Genomic DNA, 16,138 nt, shown 5'->3' on the forward strand with positions numbered 1-16,138 from the left:
CTCAGCCGCAGTGCCGGTCTGTGCGGCTCAGCCGCCGTGCCGGTCTGTGCGGCTCAGCCGCCGTGCCGGTCTGTGCGGCTCAGCCGCAGCGGACCCCGCCCTTGGCCGCGGCATTCCGCTGCAACGCCGCATCCACACTGGCCTGGCTCAGCTGGCCATCGGCCAGCGCCTTCTCCAGGCCGTCCAGCACGGCGGGCACCTCGCCCGTGGTGATCCACAGCGCGTTGTCGGCACCGGCCTGCAGGGCCCGCAGCACCGCGGTGGCCACGCCGTAGCGCTGGTTGATCGCCGCCATGCTGGACAGGTCGTCGGTGTAGACCACGCCGTTGAAGCCGGGTCCGCCGTAGCCACCCGAACGCAGCAGCTGGTAGGCCGCGGGGCTCAGGCTGGCCGGGTCGGAGCCGGTCAGGCCCGGCACCCCCATGTGTCCGACCATGACCGCGACCGGCGCGGCGGTGGTCAGGGTCTGGTAGGGCACCAGATCGTTGTTCTTGAGTTCGGCCAGCGGCGGCGTCGAGACCGCGCCGGTGTGCGAATCGCCCGAAGCGTGGCCGTGGCCGGGGAAGTGCTTGAGCACCGGCAGCAGGCCTGCGTCACGCAGCCCGCGGGCGTAGGCGCCGGCATAGTCGGTGACGGTGGCCGGATCGTCGCCGAACGACCGGTCACCGATCGCGGCGCTGTTGCCGGTCACGTCGACGACGGGCGCGAAGTCGACGGTGATCCCGAGGCCGCGCATCTTCTGGCCACGCTCCAGCGCGATGCCGTACACCTCGTCGGGAGTATGGGTCTGGGCCAGCTCGCGAGCGGAGGGCTGTGCTCCGATAAGCGAGGACAACCTGGACACCTGGCCGCCTTCCTCATCGACGCTGACGGCCAGCGGCAACGGGCCGGTGGCGGAGAGCGCGGGCAGCGTTCCGTCGGTGAGCATCGACAGGTCGGTCCAGCTGCCGATCATGATGCCGCCGACGTGCTGGTTCGTCACCACGGCACGGGCGTCGGCCGCGTCGGTGACACCGACGGTCAGCAGCTGAGCGAGCTTGTCCCGGGCCGGCAGGCTGGCCAGGTCACAGGCCGGGGCCGCCGGGAGCGGCGCATCGGTGGCCATCGGCTTCATGGCCGGAGGCGCAGGTGACTCTGGTGCCGATGCCGGTGTACCCGGGGAACAGGCCAGCAGCAGTCCGGACAACGCGGCGAAGGTTGCGACGAGACGCGATGAAGCCATGGGCCCCGACCTTAGCCGCTGAACAAGCCGTAATCGATTCTCTGCGTGTCGACCCACGTCGACCTCGCACTGATCGGTGGGGTCGCCGTGCTAGGTTGGCCGGGTGAATCGGTTCGTCATCCCCTCCGCGGCCAGCATTGTCGTCGGCCTGCTGTTGGGGGCGGCTGCCGTCTTCGGTGTGACGCTGATGGTGCAGCAGGACACAAAGCCTCCGCTGCAGGCGGGCGACCCGGCGTCATCGGTGCTCAACCGGGTCGAGTACGGCGACCGGTCCTAGCTTGGATGTGCCGCTGACGCGGCGGGCATCTGACTCGCAGTTGTCGCGGCGCTGGCTGTGGGTGGTCGCCGCGGCGACACTGCTCCTGACTTTCGCCCAGTCACCCGGAGAGATCTCACCCGACACCAAGCTCGACCTGACCGCCAATCCGCTGCGGTTCCTGGCTCGCGCCTTCAACCTCTGGAACAGCGACCTTCCGTTCGGACAGGCCCAGAACCAGGCCTACGGCTATCTCTTCCCGCACGGCACCTTCTTCCTGGCCGGCGATCTGCTCGGAATTCCGGGCTGGGTGACCCAACGGCTCTGGTGGGCGCTGCTGCTGACCGTGGGTTTCTGGGGTTTCATCCGGGTCGCCGAAGCCCTGGGCATCGGCAGTGCCAGTTCACGGGTCCTTGGTGCGCTCGCATTCACCCTGTCGCCACGGGTGCTGACCACCCTGGGCGCGATCTCGTCCGAAACGCTGCCGATGATGCTGGCGCCGTGGGTGCTGCTGCCCGTCATCCTCGCGTTGCGCGGGCAGCACAACGTGCGGCTGATGGCGGCCCGGTCCGCCGGCGCGGTGGCCCTGATGGGCGCCGTGAACGCCGTCGCCACGTTGACCGGCTGCCTGGCCGCGATCATCTGGTGGGCGTGTCACCGCCCCAATCGCGTGTGGTGGCGCTTCACCGCGTGGTGGGCACTGTGCGGGGCGCTGGCGGTCACCTGGTGGGTGGTGGCGCTGGTGATGCTCGGCCGGATCAGCCCTCCGTTCCTGGACTTCATCGAATCCTCGGGCGTCACCACCCAGTGGATGTCGCTGACCGAGATGCTGCGGGGCACCCACAGCTGGACTCCGTTCGTGGCGCCCACCGCCACTGCGGCCGCGTCGATGGTGACGAGCACGGTCGCGGTGCTGGCCACCACCCTGGTCGCCGCCGCCGGCCTGGCCGGCCTCGCGCTGCGCTCGATGCCCGCCCGCGGGCGGCTGATCACCATGCTGATGGTCGGTGTGGTGCTGCTGGCCCTGGGCTATTCCGGCGGGCTGGGTTCCCCGGTGGCCACCGCCGTGCAGGATTTCCTGGACGGAACCGGAACACCGCTGCGCAACCTCGCCAAGCTCGATCCGGTGCTGCGTCTGCCGCTGGCGCTGGGTCTGGCCCATCTCCTGGGCCGGATTCCCTTGCCCGGCAGCGCCCCCCGCCCGGTGTGGCTGACCGCGTTCGCCCGGCCCGAGCGGGACAAGCGCATCGCGGTCGCCATCGTGGTGCTCGCCGCGCTCGCCGCGGGGACCTCGATCGCCTGGACCGGCCGCATCGCCCCGGCGGGGACGTTCACCGCGATCCCGCAGTACTGGCACGACGCCGCCGACTGGCTCGATCAGAACAACACCGAACGGGGCCGGGTCCTGGTCGCTCCCGGTGCGCCGTTCGCCACCCAGACCTGGGGCAACAGCCACGACGAGCCCTTGCAGGTGCTCGGATCCAGCCCGTGGGGTGTGCGTGATTCGATCCCGCTGACCCCACCGGAGACCATCCGCGCCCTCGATTCGGTGCAGCGGCTGTTCGCGGCCGGACGCCCCTCCGAGGGGTTGGCCGATACCCTTGTCCGACAAGGCATTTCCTATGTCGTGGTGCGCAACGACCTGGATCCCGACGTGTCCCGCTCGGCCCGCCCGGTGTTGGTGCACCGCGCGATCGAGGGGTCGCCCGGCTTGTCGAAGGTGGCTGAATTCGGGGAGTCGGTGGGGCCGGGGACGCTGGAGGGCTTCGTCGCCGACAGCGGTCTGCGACCCCGCTACCCCGCGGTGGAGATCTATCGGGTCGACACCGGGACCACCAACCCGAACGCGCCGTACCTGGTGGACACCGACGCGATGACGCGGGTGGCCGGTGCGCCCGAGGCACTGCTGCGCCTCGACGAACGCCGCCGCCTGACCGGCCTGCCCCCGCTCGGGCCGATGCTGCTGACCGCCGATGCCGAGCGAGCCGGATTGCCGGTCCAACCCGACAAATCCGGTGGGGTGATCGTCACCGACACCCCGACCTCGCGGGAGATCGACTATGGCCGGGTCGATGACCACGCCTCGGCGATCCGCACCCCCGACGATGCCCGACACACCCACAACCGGGTCCCGGACTATCCGGCCGGCGGGGCCGCGCCCGTGTTCGGCAAGTGGAACGGCGGCCGGGTGTCGGTGTCGAGTTCGGCGGCGGACTCCACCGCACTACCCAACGTCGCACCGGCCACCGGGCCCGCGGCGGCGATCGACGGCGACAGCTCGACCGCGTGGGTGTCCAACGCGTTGCAGGCCGCCGTCGGCCAGTGGCTGCAGGTCGATTTCGAACACCCGATCACCAATGCCACGCTGACCATCACCCCCAGCGCGACCGCGGTCGGCGCCCAGGTGCGCCGCATCGAGGTGGCCACCGCGACCGGCACCAGCAGCCTGCGATTCGACACCGCCGGCCAGCCGTTGACCGTGCCGCTACCGGTCGGTGAGTCACCCTGGGTGCGCGTCACCGCCGTCGCCACCGACGACGGTTCGGGGGGCGTTCAGTTCGGTGTCACCGATCTGTCCATCACCCAGTACGACGCATCCGGCTTCGCGCACCCGATCACGCTGCGGCNCTGGTGGCCGGTGCCACCCTGGGGCTGCGCTACCTGCTGCGCGACCGCGTGGGACGACGCGAGAAGCTCACCGTCGCCGTGGCCTCCGGCGGGCTGATCCTGGCCGGCGCCGCGTTGAGTCAGTACCCGTGGCGGTCGGTCGACGGCTATATCGGGCATTCCCCGTGGGTTCAACTGCTCGCGTTGCTGTCGATCACCTGCGTCGCGGCGTCCACCGTCACCCCTGCGCCGTCCCCGCAGCGAACACCGGAGACCGAGCCGGCGCAGGCGCCCGCTGACCAGGATTGAGCTGGGCTCACGCCGACGTGTTCGCCATAGCTGTTGACAACACGTGTATGCGGTACTTACGGTACCGGCACGCGTTGTTCAATCCGGTAAGCACTTTGCTGCATGGGGGAGTGCAGGTTGCCGACCAGGGTTGTGCAGGACTGAATGCAGTAACTGGGCACTCAGTTGGTCAGCTGGCCTCACGGCTTAGCTGTGATCGCGCGGCTGCGCATTTAGCAGTGCGCACGGCTGCGGTGTCGGCGGCAGAGGGGTTCGCCGACACCGCACCGGCCGTTTCTGCGGGAGTCGCCTCTCACCCCGGCAGATCGTGCCTCAGCGAACTCCTCGCCGTCCACAGCGGCCCTACGCCGTGGCCGCCAGGGCCCGCGCATCCTCGTCGGCGAACGTGTCCTCCAGCGTCAGCGGCGAGTAGTCGAGGTCGATCTCCTCGAGCGGCCGGCCGCGTGCACTGCTGATGGTGCCGAACCGGCGCATGCCCTTGTCGGCGGAGTACTGCATGAACTCGTCCTGCACCAGACCGAACGGAATGTCGGGCGCGTACAGGCCGAAGCCTTCCTCGGTCAGCCGCAGCGCCAGCGGGATGAGTTGGTTCATCCGGTCCTCGAACACCGCCCAGTTGGCGTCGTCGGCGGCCACGTGGCGGCGACAGGTGAACGTGCCCCACGCCATGTGGCGACGCTCGTCGTCCCCGATCCGCCCGACCAGCTCCTGCATCCCCGGCAGGATGCCGCGGTCAACGCAAATCTTGTGCCACGCATAGTATCCCGTGAGGGCCAGCATGCCCTCGACGATGTGGTTGTAGGTCACCGACGCCCGTACCTGGGCGGCCGGTGACGGATCGGTGTACAGCGCGTCGAGGCATTCGGGCAGTTCCTCGTAGAAGATCTGCCGGTACGCCGGCAGGTCGTCGAAGAAACTGTGCAGATCGTCGGTGATCCCGACGGCGTCGAGCCACAGCCGGAACACCTGGGTGTGCTTGGCCTCTTCGAAAGCGAACTGGGTCAGGTACATCTCGTCGCCGAGGCGGCCCTCGGCGCGCATCGCCGCCATGAACGGCTGGATGTCCTTGGTGACCGCCTCCTCGCCGGCGATGAATTGGGCGCACAGCCTGGTGGCGTATTCACGTTCGCGGTCGGTGAGCGACTCCCAATCCGCGCGGTCACGGGAGAAATCGATGTCGGCCGGGTTCCAGAATTTCGCGTTGCCCCCGGCGAAAAGCCGCAGCGGCACGCTGTCCCAGTTGAGACCGCCCTTGGCCAGTGAGCCGAACTTGGTGTGTGGCATGGGAATTGACCTCCTCAGGTCTGGTGGGCTGCTTCGATTGACGCCGGGAGATTGGGTACCGCGAACGCGGCCTGCAACACTCCGACGAGTCGGCGCACGGCCAGGGCCGGCTGCTCGGGAGTGGGCTCGTCGAGGCCCAGGATCGGATCCATCCCGCGCACGTAGGGCGCCAGGGCCAGATGCGGGAAGATCATCAACAGCAGCGACAGCAACGCGTCGGTGTCCGCGTCGGCCCGCAGATCACCCCGAACCTGGGCGTCGCGCACCAAGGGACGCAGCACCTCGAGATAGTGCCGATGGATGACGGTCCGCACGCTGACCCGGGCGTCGGTATCCACCTCGAAGCTCGCCGCCGCATGCAACGAACGGTCCTGGGGATGGTCGGCGAAGTAGGCCACCCAGTCGTCGAGCAAGTCGGTGAGGAACTCGAAGAACGGGCGGTTCGGGTCGAGGTCGCGGATGCGGCCCTCCATGTAGTCGCGGACCCGCTGGCTGCCGATGTCGGCGATGAANGGATGAACCGGCCACCGGCGCTGAGCGCGGCCAGCGGCCGTTCGGCGGGCAACAGGTGTTCGGCGGCCGGGCGCCGCCAGAGCAGCAGCACCACCACGATCCCGGCGAACGACACCGCGTTCAGCGCGAACACCAGCGTCGGGCCGGACAGGGACACCAGCGCCCCGGCAATGGCCGGACCGATCGCCCTGGCGCCGTTCATGCTCATGCTGCCCAGCGCGGCGGCAGCCGGAATCTGTTCGCGGGGAACCAGGTCCGGCTGGATCGCCTGCCAGGCCGGCGCGGTCAGTGCCTGTCCGCAGCCGATCAGGAAGAGCAGGGTCAACAGCACGGTCGGCGTGGCCAGACCGGCGCCGGTCAGGGTCGCCAGTGCGGCCACCCCGGCCGCCATCGCCCCCTGGGTGGCCAGCAACAACCGGCGCCGGTCGACCAGATCGGCCAGCACCCCGGAGGGCAGCGCCAGCAGCATCACCGGCAGCGTGGTGGCGGTTTGGACCAGCGGCACCAGGACCGGAGCCCGCGGGTCGCCGACCAGCATCCACTGCGCACCGACCGTCTGCATCCACGTCCCGAGGTTGGAGACGAACTGGGCGATCCACAGCGCCCGGTAGATCGGCGATGCCAACGGCGCCCACGTCGACGTTGTGGTGACTGCCATCTGCATGATGCTGCCAGCGCCGCTGCGGCATAGTTGGGACATGGCTGAAGTCCGCAACATTCCCGAAGCGCGCCAGTACGAGATCACCGTCGACGGTGAGCACGCCGGCCTGGAGGCCTATATCGACTCCGGTGATCAGCGCATCTTCTACCACACCGAGATCGACGACAAGTTCGGCGGCCGCGGCCTGGCCGGCGAGTTGGTCCAAGCCGCGCTGACCCATGCCCGCGGGGAAGGCAAGCGCATCGTGGCGGTCTGCCCGTACGTCGCCAAATACGTGCAGAAACATCACGACTTCGACGACATCCTGGATCCGGTCACCCCGGAGGTGCTGGCTGTGGTGGAGGCCAACCAGGGGTGACCGGACGGACCATCGCCGAGCCACAACAGCTAGGCCTTGGTCGCGGTCACCAGGAAGCCGGGCATCTGGGTGCGCCCATCGGGCATGGCGGCGTACAACCGGGCCGGGCGGATCTCGTCGACCTGCCAGTGACGTGAAACCACCTCACGCAGTTGGTCTTCGGTGAATTGGGTCGGCCCCGGGCCGTCGTGGTCGGCGAACGCCCCGGCGCCGAAGGCCAGGATGTAGAGCCTTGCCCCCGGAGCCGCCGCGCGGTACACGGATTGCAGGTAGCCGTCGCGCAATTCGGCGGGCAGCGCATGTAGCAGGCNCCGGGCGATGACGTTGAGGCTGCCGCGGGAGAACCCGTGCGCGCCGAACTCCGCCTCCGCGGCTTCCACCACCGCGGCGCGGCGCGCCGGATCGACGCGAGCCCAGGTCACCGTTGGCATACGGCCCTCCCACTGCAGAATGACCACTGGTCATTTTAGTGTGAGCGGCCTCACAGTCAAGGCCGCAGCCGACGGGTGTTCACCGCGATCAGGTGGTGTGAGACCGGCTCGCCCCGAGCCCAGCGCTCGACCGCCTGCTCGATGAGCAGGTCGTTGCCGGTGAGCCGGGTGCGGTGCTGGCGCACATGCTCGTCCCAGGACCGCACCACGAACGCCTCGACGAACATGCCGTGGCGCTCGACGCTGCGGAACAGCTGCCACTGGGTGGCTCCGGTGCGCTGCCGGGACCGGCCGAGCACACCCATGGCGGCGAAGAATTCCGCCTCGTTCGCGGGTTCCACCTCGTAATTGGTCAACACCAGAACCGGACCATCGGGCGGCTCCGGCTCGAACACGAGCGCCGGTTCGGGCCAGTGCGCCGACGGGGTCAGATCGAGATCACCGGTGCGCGCGTGCAAGGGCCACCACCAGGCCGAGACCCCGCAGAGCGCCAGCAGGCCGGCACTGATCAGCAGGGCCGTGACGGTGGTCGTCGCGCCGGCCACCAATCCCCACACCAGCGAACCGATCGCCTGGCCGCCCATGAACGTCAGTTGGTAGACCGACAACCCGCGGGCTCGCACCCAGGCCGGCAGGCTCAATTGCATCGACGCGTTCAGCGTGGACAGCGCCAACAGCCAGGACGTGCCACCGATGACGAGTGCGGCCAGCACGACGCCGAAATTGTGAACCAGCGCCAGAACCGCGGTGGCCCCGGCGAATCCGAGCGCCGCGACGATCAGCAACGTGTTCAGCCCGAAGGCCGACTGCAGCCGGCCCAGCACCAGAGCGCCGAGCACCGCCCCGACCCCGAGTGCTCCCAGCAGCAACCCGTATCCGGACGACGACAACCCCAGCTGGCGTTCGGCGATGACCGCGAGCAGGCCCCACAGCGCGCTGCCCGGTGCGATGAACAACACCGCCCGCAGCAGGATCCGCCGGATGATCGGCGAACTGCGGATGAACCGGCCACCGGCGCTGAGCGCGGCCAGCGGCCGTTCGGCGGGCAACAGGTGTTCGGCGGCCGGGCGCCGCCAGAGCAGCAGCACCACCACGATCCCGGCGAACGACACCGCGTTCAGCGCGAACACCAGCGTCGGGCCGGACAGGGACACCAGCGCCCCGGCAATGGCCGGACCGATCGCCCTGGCGCCGTTCATGCTCATGCTGCCCAGCGCGGCGGCAGCCGGAATCTGTTCGCGGGGAACCAGGTCCGGCTGGATCGCCTGCCAGGCCGGCGCGGTCAGTGCCTGTCCGCAGCCGATCAGGAAGANTATGACTCGATGAGCAGGCGGTAGTTGGTCATCACGCCGGAGTACAGCTCGGCGAACTCGGCGGCGTCCGGGCGGTTCCAGGTGCGCTGCACCTCGCTGGCCACCGCCGCGGTGTCGATCGGCACGGCCCCCGCCTGGACCAGTCGGGCCATCGCGGTCTGTTGCGACACCTGCGAGTAGGTTCCGGACGCGTCGATCACCGCATACACCTGGTAGCCGTCGGCCAGGGCGCTCAACGCCGGCTCGACCAGGCAGACCGAGGTGATCACGGCGGCGACGATGATGGTCTTGCGTCCGGTGGCGGCGACGGCTTCACGGAACGCCGGGGTGTCCCACGCGTTGATCTCGCCGTTGCGCGGAACGTAGGTGGCGTCGGGGACGATCTGGTGAATCTCGGGGATCAGTGGGCCGTTGGGCCCCTGCGGCACCGAGGCGGTGGTGATCACCGGGATACCGGCGATCTTCGCCAGCTTGGCCAGGGCTACCGCGTTGCGGCGTACCTGATCGAACGGCTGGTCGTTGACGACCTGGAACAGGCCGGACTGATGGTCGATCAACAGCATGACGGCGTCGTCCGGGTCGATCAGACCGAAGGTGGTGGTCATCGCGGCTCCTTACGGTAGTTAAAATTTGTATTATTGGAAACTACGTACGTTGCGGGTTTATTTCAAGAGACGGGAGAGACAGGTTAAAATTCGAATCAATAACGCGAGGAGGTGACGCGCATGGCAGCCCAGTTGTCGGCCGGTGAGGCGCAGACCTGGCGGCCCTACATCGAGTACAGCGTCCGCCTGGAGACGCTTCTCGATGAGCGCCTTCGGGAGGCCACGGGTCTGTCACTGATCGACTATCACCTGCTGATGCTGCTGAACGACGCGGCCGACCACCGCATGCGGATGAGTGAGATCGCCGAGAAGATGGTGTTCTCCCGCAGCCGGATCACGTACCAGATCAACTCGATGGCCAAGCGTGGCCTGGTACTGCGCGAATCTGTCCCCGAAGATGGGAGAGGCTACCGAGCGGTGCTGACCGCCACCGGCGTCGAGGTGCTTCGAACCGCCATGCCACTGCACAGCGAATCGGTGCGCGAGTTGTTCTTCGACCAGATCCGGCCCGACGAACTCGACTGTGTGACACGGGTGTTCACTCGCCTGGACCGACATCTGCAAGACACCCACGGAAAGCAGACATCATGACATTCACCGACGCCGAGCTGAGCTACCTGCGCGAGCAACCGATCGGACGGCTGTGCACCGTCGGCCGTAACGGCGATCCGCAGATCCGCCCGGTCGGAGTTCACCTCGGCCCCGGCGAGGCCACCGTCGACATCGTCGGGCACGCCCTGGCGTCAACGCAGAAGTGGCGCAACGTGCTGCGCAACCCGCAGGTGGCATTCATCGTCGACACCGTGCTCTCGGTGCGCCCACCCGACGCGCGCGGAATCGAAATCCGGGGCACGGCAACGGCTATGCCCGGGGCCGGAACCACCGACGGTGGACTGAGCGGCGACATCATCCGGATCGTGCCGCGCCGGATCATCAGCTGGGGCCTCGACGGCGCGGGCACCACCGCCAGAGACTGGACTGAATCGCAGCGCACCGGCGGCTGATCCGCCTAGCATCGGCACCGTGCCGACTGTGAACACCGCGCGTGGCGCCATCGATACCTCCGAGCTCGGCACCACGCTGATGCACGAGCACGTCTTCATCATGACGACCGAGCTCACCCAGAACTATCCGGAGTCCTGGGGCGACGACGCCAGCCGGGAGGCCGACGCGATCGCTCGGCTGACCGAACTCAAGTCCCGCGGTGTCGACACCATCGTCGATCTCACGGTGATCGGTTTGGGCCGCTACATTCCGCGTATCGCCCGGATCGCCGAGGCCACCGACCTCAACATCGTCGTGGCCACCGGCTTCTACACCTACAACGACCTGCCGCTGGCCTTTCACTTCAACGGCCCCGCCGTGGGTCGCCCCGAGCCGATGACCGCGATGTTCGTCCGCGACATCGAATCCGGCATCGCCGACACCGGGATCAAGGCGGCAATCCTCAAGTGCGCCACCGACGAACCGGGCATCACCCCCGGCGTGGAACGCGTCCTGCGCGCCGTGGCCCAGGCCCACCGGCAGACCGGGGTGCCGATCTCGACCCATACGCACGCCCCCACCCGGCGCGGCCTGCAACAGCAGCGCATCTTCGCCGAGGAGGGCGTCGACCTGTCCCGGGTGGTGATCGGGCACTGCGGTGACACCACCGACATCGGCTATCTCGAGGAGCTGATCGCCAACGGTTCCTACATCGGCATGGACCGCTTCGGCGTGGACGTCTTCCTGCCGTTCGCAGACCGGGTCGCCACCGTCGCAACCATGTGCGAGCGCGGCCATGCCGAGAAGATGGTGCTCTCACACGACACCTGGTGCTACTTCGACGCACTACCCGACGAGATGACCACCGCGGCCCTGCCCAACAGCCATTACCTGCACATCCACAACGACGTGCTGCCCGCCCTGCGGGCGCGCGGAGTCACCGAGGAGCAGATCACGACGATGTTGGTGGACAACCCACGACGGATCTTCGACGGTCAGGGCGGGTACTGAGATGACCGACGCCATCCCCCCGATCCCCATCCAGTTCGGCCAACTGGCCGCCGCCGAGCCGGACCGCCCGGCGGTGACCTGCCGGGGCGTCACACTCACCCGGGCCGAACTGGACCGTTCCACCAATCGACTGGCCCGCGCCTACGCCGAACACGGTGTGCGACAAGGGGATTACGTCACCATCAGCCTGCCCAACTCGATCGAATGGGTCCAGGCCACCTTGGCCATCTGGAAACTCGGCGCCGTGCCACAACCGCTGTCGCCCCGGTTGCCGGAACCCGAGTTCGCCGGCATCCTGGGACTGCGCCGCCGCGCCCTGGTGGTGGGACGCGAGTCCGGTGAAACACCGTGGGTTCCGGCAGGTTTCACCCCCGGCAGCGAGCTGTCCGACGCGCCGCTGCCACAGGCGGTATCCCCGACGTGGAAGTCGATGGCTTCCGGAGGAAGCACCGGACGCCCGAAGCTGATCGAGGCGGGCGGCGACAGCCGGGTGCCCGCCCTGATCGGCGCCTCGCTGGGCGCGCAAGAAGGCGATGTCACCCTGATGTCGGTGCCGATGAGCCACAACACCGGTTTCACCACGTTCGCGATCGCGCTGCTGCAGGGTCATCATCTGGTGCTGATGCCGCGGTTCGACCCGGCCGAGTTCCTGCGCTCGGTCACCGATCACCGCGTCACGTTCCTGACCACCGTGCCCACGATCATGCAGCGGCTGCTGCCGGTGTACCGCGCGGACCCGGAAGCCTATGACCTGTCCAGCATTCGGAGGTTTTGGCATGTCGGCGCACCGTGCCCACCCGCGGTCAAGCGAGCCTGGATCGAGTTGCTCGGCCCCGAGGCGTTGTGGGAGCTGTACGGCGGCACCGAACTTCAGGCACTGACCTTCATCTCCGGTGAGCAGTGGCTGAGACACCCCGGATCCGTCGGTGTGGTGGTGGCCGGCGAGATGAAGGTGCTCGACGACGACGGCCGGGAATGCCCGCCGGGGGTGACCGGCGAGATCTACATGCGTCCGGGGCCGGACAGCGCGCCGACCTACCGCTATGTCGGCAGCGCCGCCAAGAACCGCGACGGCTGGGACTCGCTCGGCGATCTGGGGTATTACGTCGACGACGGCGAGGAGCGGTTCTTCTACCTCAACGACCGGCGAGTGGACATGTTCACCGTCGGCGGCAAGAACGTCTACCCGGCCGAGATCGAGGCCGCACTTGCCGAGCATCCCGATGTGCTGTCGTGCCTGGCCGTCGGGGTGCCACATCAGGATCTGGGCCAGGTACCCCATGTCCTGGTGCAGAAGGCCGACGGCTCGCAACTCGACGAGGAAACGGTGCAGACCTTTCTCCGCGAGCACCTGTCCGGCTACAAGGTGCCCGCGACGGTGGAATTCGTCGACAACCCACTGCGCGACGATGCGGGCAAGGCCCGTCGCACGGCGGTACGCGACGAGGTCATCGCGCGGCTGGCGCAGGCTCCGGCTCAGGGGTGATCGAGCTGTCCAGCGGCGGTATCGGGCGCTCGTTCCGGTACTCCCAGCGCCGCAACGCCTCCCGGCACGGCGACTCCACCAGCGCATAGCTCACCGCCGCCAGCGCGAAGCCGAACACCAGCGTCAGCACCAGCACCACCATCATCTGGCCGTTGAACAGGAACTCCCCGATCATCGGGAACACCATGGCCAGCGCGGCCAGATGCCAGACGAACAGCCCATAGGACCAGCGACCCAGCGTGACCATCACCCGGTTGCCGAGAATCCGGTGGCGGGTGCCGGGATGATCGAGGACCAGCGGGGCCAGCAGCGCACCCGCGACGACCGCACCCATCGCGGTCTTGAGGGTGACCTGACCGACCGAGCCGGGATGCAGACCTTCCAGGCCGGCCAGCGGGGAGGCCGCGATCCCGAATGCCACCGCGGCGATGACGCCCATCAACACCCGGCGCCGGGCCAGTCGGTGCACCCAACCGAACGGGCTCACCGTGAGTTCGGCGAGCACCATCCCCGCGGCGAACCAGGAGAAGAACGCCGGCGGCCAGTTCCACGGGTTGAGTCCGGTGGTGCCGTCGAACGGGATGCGTACCCACAGCAGGCTCAGCGCCGCCAGCGCGATGATCACCCCGATGCGGGCCCGCACCGGCAGGCGTCGCGCCAGTAGGGCCAGCACCGGCAGCGCCAGATAGAAACTGACCTCCACCGACAGGCTCCACATCTGGGTGAGGCCCGCCGTCAACGTCAGCGGCACATAGATCTGGGTGAGCGTCAGGTTGGCCAACCACACCGTCAGATCGGCCTTGGCCTCCGGAAGCAGCAGCATGATCACCACGACGGCCACCACGTAGCCGGGCATGATCCGCACAACCCGGGATCGCAGGTAGTGACCGGTGCGCGGGCGCGGGCGCAGCCCCCGGGCGGCAGCGGCATGACCGCGCCACAGCAGGAAACCCGATAGCGCGAAGAACACTGCGACGGCCAGGTCGAACCGGCCGAAGAACCGGCCGCTGATCCCCGTGGTGTGCCCGGTCTGGAAGGCCACGTGGGTGAGCACCACGCCCATGGCCGCGCAGGCGCGCATGCCTTCGACGGCCGGCAGGAAACTGCGCGTCCCGCCGACTTGCTCCGGACCGGCTTCGGGGCCCGATCCTCCCGTGGTCACGGCGACCAGTGTGCCGCGCACCGCCAACCCCGCCAAACTGCGGGTCAATGCACCCGCGGGATGTCACCGGAGTAAGTAATGGCCTTAAATAGTGCTGTTAGGGTCGAACGGGTTTGCCTCACGACGAGTTGGCCCACACTGAAGGAGGCCCGGTTTGAACCGCGCAGTGGCGCTGCGTATAGCGGCATGCGGACTGATGGGGCTGGGTGCAGCCCTGCTCATCGCCGCACTGTTGCTCACCACCTATACCGAGGGCAAGATCGCCAAGATCCCGCTCAATCTGGACACCAGCCTGGTCAGCGACGGAACCGCGACCGCGTTCGATCCGGAATCTCTCGTGGCCGAGAAGTTCGCCGTGGACCGCAACGTGCCGGTCGCACTGCAGCAGCAGGTCAGCGTGGAATCGCCGTCCAATGCCGAGGTGGTGACGCTTCAGGTGGGCAGCACGCTGCGGCGCACGGACCGGCAGAAGGACTCCGGCCTGCTGTTGGCGATGGTGGACACCGTCACGATGGACCGCAGCACCGCGATGGCGGTGTCCAGCGACAACAACCCGGGCGGCGCCCTGCAGAAGCCGCGGGCCATCGAGGACGAGAAGCCGCCGACGAACATCGCGCTGCCGCACGAGGGGCTGACCTACCGGTTCCCGTTCGACACCGAGAAGAAGACGTACCCGCTGTTCGATCCGATCGCGCAGAAGCCGTTCGATGCGAACTATGACGGTGAAGAAGACGTCAACGGGCTGACCACATACCGGTTCATCCAGAACGTGGGCTACGACACCGACGGCAAGCTGGCCGACCCGGTCAAGTATTCGTCGCTGTACGAGGACGACGCCGACAGCTCGGTCACCGCCCGCGCCGAGATGTGGGGCGTGCCCGGTGAACCCGACGAGTCGATCACCATGGATCGCTTCTACGCCGCGCAGCGCACCTTCTGGGTGGACCCGGTGTCGGGCACCATCGTCAAGGCACAGGACCACGGCTACCAGTACTACGCCCGGGACGCGCTCAAGCCCGAGGTGACTTACGTGGATTACAAGGTCACCTACAACGAGGAGACCGTCGAGTCGCAGGTGGCGGCCGCCCAGGACGAGCGGGACCGGGTCTCGCTGTGGACTCGCGTCCTGCCGATCACGTTCGCCGCGCTGGGCCTGCTGGCGCTGGTCGGCGGTGCGGTGGTCGGATCGTTCGCAATCCGCGCCGAATCCACCCTGATCGATCCGGGGCTGGACACGGCTGACCATGGCTTCTTCGACACCCAGGGCTTCCAAGTCCCCGGCGCCGAGGCCAAGACCGAGAAACTGCCTGCGCAGCGACCGTCCGACCTGCCACCGGACCGATAGATCTGAGGCTGCGCTCCGCTCTGCTGCCGGCCTATGCGCTGGCACTGTCGTTACTGGTAGCCGGGCCCCTGTTGGGGCCCGGCTACCTGCTTTTGCGCGATGCGGTGTCCACCCCGCGGTCATATCTGACCGACGCGGCCCTCGGCCTGAGTGAGGCCGCGCCGCGGGCCCTGCCGCAGGACTTCTTCGTCGCCGTAACGTCGTCGGTGCTCGACGGTGGCCTGGTGGTCAAGTTCCTGCTGGTGGCGGGTCTGATGCTGGCCGGCTGGGGCGCGGCACGACTGGCAGCCACGGTGCTGGGGTCGGCTTTGCCGGGCCAGTTCATCGCCGCGACGCTGGCCATCTGGAATCCATACGTGGCCGAACGGTTGCTGCAGGGCCACTGGAGCCTGCTCATCGGCTACGGCGCTCTGCCCTGGGTGGCGGTGTGCGTGCTGCGGTTGCGTACCGATCCCGGGCTCGGGCCGGTGTGGGGGCTGCTGTTCTGGACCGCGCTGGCCGGGCTGACACCGACGGGCCTGATGCTGGCCGCCACGGTGGCGCTGGTGTGCGTCGCGGCGCCCGGTCACGGCTGGGGCCGCGCGCGGGTGG

General features: G+C 68.4%; 13 protein-coding genes and 4 pseudogenes. 10 read left to right on the top strand and 7 right to left on the bottom strand.

What is annotated here, in order from left to right; genetic code table 11:
- Positions 1-79 precede the first annotated feature (79 nt).
- Complete coding sequence (locus BN4332_RS19215) at positions 80-1,222, bottom strand: glycoside hydrolase family 3 N-terminal domain-containing protein (protein WP_066900629.1); 1,143 nt, start codon at positions 1,220-1,222, stop codon at positions 80-82.
- A gap of 103 nt (positions 1,223-1,325) precedes the next feature.
- Here BN4332_RS19215 and BN4332_RS19220 point away from each other — a divergent pair, with 103 nt between their 5' ends.
- From BN4332_RS19220 to BN4332_RS19230, 3 genes and pseudogenes are all read left to right on the top strand, one after another.
- Positions 1,326-1,499, top strand: coding sequence for a DUF2613 domain-containing protein (locus tag BN4332_RS19220; RefSeq protein ID WP_003881739.1), 174 nt, complete (start codon positions 1,326-1,328; stop codon positions 1,497-1,499).
- Positions 1,500-1,539: 40 nt separating this feature from the next.
- Positions 1,540-4,161: pseudogene (locus BN4332_RS19225) on the top strand (alpha-(1->3)-arabinofuranosyltransferase); the annotation flags it as partial.
- Complete coding sequence (locus tag BN4332_RS19230; RefSeq protein WP_160110887.1) at positions 4,155-4,394, top strand: hypothetical protein; 240 nt, start codon at positions 4,155-4,157, stop codon at positions 4,392-4,394. The pseudogene BN4332_RS19225 and the gene BN4332_RS19230, both read left to right, overlap by 7 nt.
- A gap of 342 nt (positions 4,395-4,736) precedes the next feature.
- On the opposite strand, the gene BN4332_RS19235 is transcribed toward BN4332_RS19230, so the two are convergent.
- From BN4332_RS19235 to BN4332_RS19245, 3 genes and pseudogenes are all read right to left on the bottom strand, one after another.
- Positions 4,737-5,678, bottom strand: a complete 942-nt coding sequence (locus BN4332_RS19235) for a R2-like ligand-binding oxidase (RefSeq protein ID WP_066900633.1) — start codon at positions 5,676-5,678, stop codon at positions 4,737-4,739.
- A gap of 4 nt (positions 5,679-5,682) precedes the next feature.
- Positions 5,683-6,193 (bottom strand): annotated as a pseudogene (locus tag BN4332_RS19240) (TetR family transcriptional regulator C-terminal domain-containing protein); the annotation flags it as partial.
- Positions 6,181-6,855: pseudogene (locus BN4332_RS19245) on the bottom strand (MFS transporter); the annotation flags it as partial. The pseudogenes BN4332_RS19245 and BN4332_RS19240, both read right to left, overlap by 13 nt.
- 34 nt (positions 6,856-6,889) lie before the next feature.
- Between BN4332_RS19245 and BN4332_RS19250 the strand changes: the two are divergent.
- Complete coding sequence (locus BN4332_RS19250; protein ID WP_066900721.1) at positions 6,890-7,210, top strand: GNAT family N-acetyltransferase; 321 nt, start codon at positions 6,890-6,892, stop codon at positions 7,208-7,210.
- A 487-nt stretch (positions 7,211-7,697) separates the two neighbouring features.
- On the opposite strand, the pseudogene BN4332_RS19260 reads toward BN4332_RS19250, so the two are convergent.
- Together BN4332_RS19260 and BN4332_RS19265 are read right to left on the bottom strand one after the other, a co-directional pair.
- Positions 7,698-8,953 (bottom strand): annotated as a pseudogene (locus BN4332_RS19260) (MFS transporter); the annotation flags it as partial.
- Positions 8,945-9,559: an isochorismatase family protein gene (locus tag BN4332_RS19265; RefSeq protein WP_066900635.1), complete on the bottom strand. Its 615-nt coding sequence runs from the start codon at positions 9,557-9,559 to the stop codon at positions 8,945-8,947. The pseudogene BN4332_RS19260 and the gene BN4332_RS19265, both read right to left, overlap by 9 nt.
- 120 nt (positions 9,560-9,679) lie before the next feature.
- On the opposite strand from BN4332_RS19265, the gene BN4332_RS19270 reads away from it, so the two are divergent.
- The 4 genes from BN4332_RS19270 to BN4332_RS19285 are packed head-to-tail and all read left to right on the top strand — an operon-like array spanning position 9,680 to position 13,040.
- Positions 9,680-10,150: a MarR family winged helix-turn-helix transcriptional regulator gene (locus BN4332_RS19270; RefSeq protein WP_066900637.1), complete on the top strand. Its 471-nt coding sequence runs from the start codon at positions 9,680-9,682 to the stop codon at positions 10,148-10,150.
- Positions 10,147-10,563: a PPOX class F420-dependent oxidoreductase gene (locus tag BN4332_RS19275; RefSeq protein WP_066900639.1), complete on the top strand. Its 417-nt coding sequence runs from the start codon at positions 10,147-10,149 to the stop codon at positions 10,561-10,563. The genes BN4332_RS19270 and BN4332_RS19275 overlap by 4 nt, the downstream gene beginning before the upstream one ends.
- Positions 10,564-10,582: 19 nt before the next feature.
- On the top strand, positions 10,583-11,554 hold the full coding sequence (locus BN4332_RS19280; RefSeq protein ID WP_066900642.1) for a phosphotriesterase family protein: 972 nt from the start codon (positions 10,583-10,585) through the stop codon (positions 11,552-11,554).
- A 1-nt stretch (position 11,555) separates the two neighbouring features.
- Positions 11,556-13,040: an AMP-binding protein gene (locus BN4332_RS19285; RefSeq protein ID WP_066900644.1), complete on the top strand. Its 1,485-nt coding sequence runs from the start codon at positions 11,556-11,558 to the stop codon at positions 13,038-13,040.
- Here the strand turns inward: BN4332_RS19285 and BN4332_RS19290 are convergent.
- A complete protein-coding gene (locus BN4332_RS19290; protein ID WP_235654287.1) occupies positions 13,003-14,121 on the bottom strand; it encodes an acyltransferase family protein in 1,119 nt (372 codons plus the stop codon). The genes BN4332_RS19285 and BN4332_RS19290 overlap by 38 nt on opposite strands.
- A 235-nt stretch (positions 14,122-14,356) precedes the next feature.
- On the opposite strand from BN4332_RS19290, the gene pgfA reads away from it, so the two are divergent.
- Positions 14,357-15,547, top strand: a complete 1,191-nt coding sequence (gene pgfA, locus BN4332_RS19295) for a cell envelope lipid trafficking protein PgfA (RefSeq protein ID WP_066900646.1) — start codon at positions 14,357-14,359, stop codon at positions 15,545-15,547.
- 20 nt (positions 15,548-15,567) lie between these two features.
- The coding region (locus tag BN4332_RS19300; RefSeq protein WP_494337822.1) for an MmpA family trehalose lipid delivery protein at positions 15,568-16,138 on the top strand (571 nt) is incomplete at its 3' end.

The organism is Mycolicibacterium houstonense (assembly GCF_900078665.2).
Lineage (GTDB): Bacteria > Actinomycetota > Actinomycetes > Mycobacteriales > Mycobacteriaceae > Mycobacterium > Mycobacterium houstonense.

Coding starts and splice junctions, on each gene's coding strand:
- BN4332_RS19215 (WP_066900629.1), bottom strand. CDS start 1,222: ATGGCTTCATCGCGTCTCGTCGCAACCTTCGCCGCGTTGTCCGGACTG.
- BN4332_RS19235 (WP_066900633.1), bottom strand. CDS start 5,678: ATGCCACACACCAAGTTCGGCTCACTGGCCAAGGGCGGTCTCAACTGG.
- BN4332_RS19250 (WP_066900721.1), top strand. CDS start 6,890: ATGGCTGAAGTCCGCAACATTCCCGAAGCGCGCCAGTACGAGATCACC.
- BN4332_RS19270 (WP_066900637.1), top strand. CDS start 9,680: ATGGCAGCCCAGTTGTCGGCCGGTGAGGCGCAGACCTGGCGGCCCTAC.
- BN4332_RS19275 (WP_066900639.1), top strand. CDS start 10,147: ATGACATTCACCGACGCCGAGCTGAGCTACCTGCGCGAGCAACCGATC.
- BN4332_RS19285 (WP_066900644.1), top strand. CDS start 11,556: ATGACCGACGCCATCCCCCCGATCCCCATCCAGTTCGGCCAACTGGCC.
- BN4332_RS19290 (WP_235654287.1), bottom strand. CDS start 14,121: ATGCGCGCCTGCGCGGCCATGGGCGTGGTGCTCACCCACGTGGCCTTC.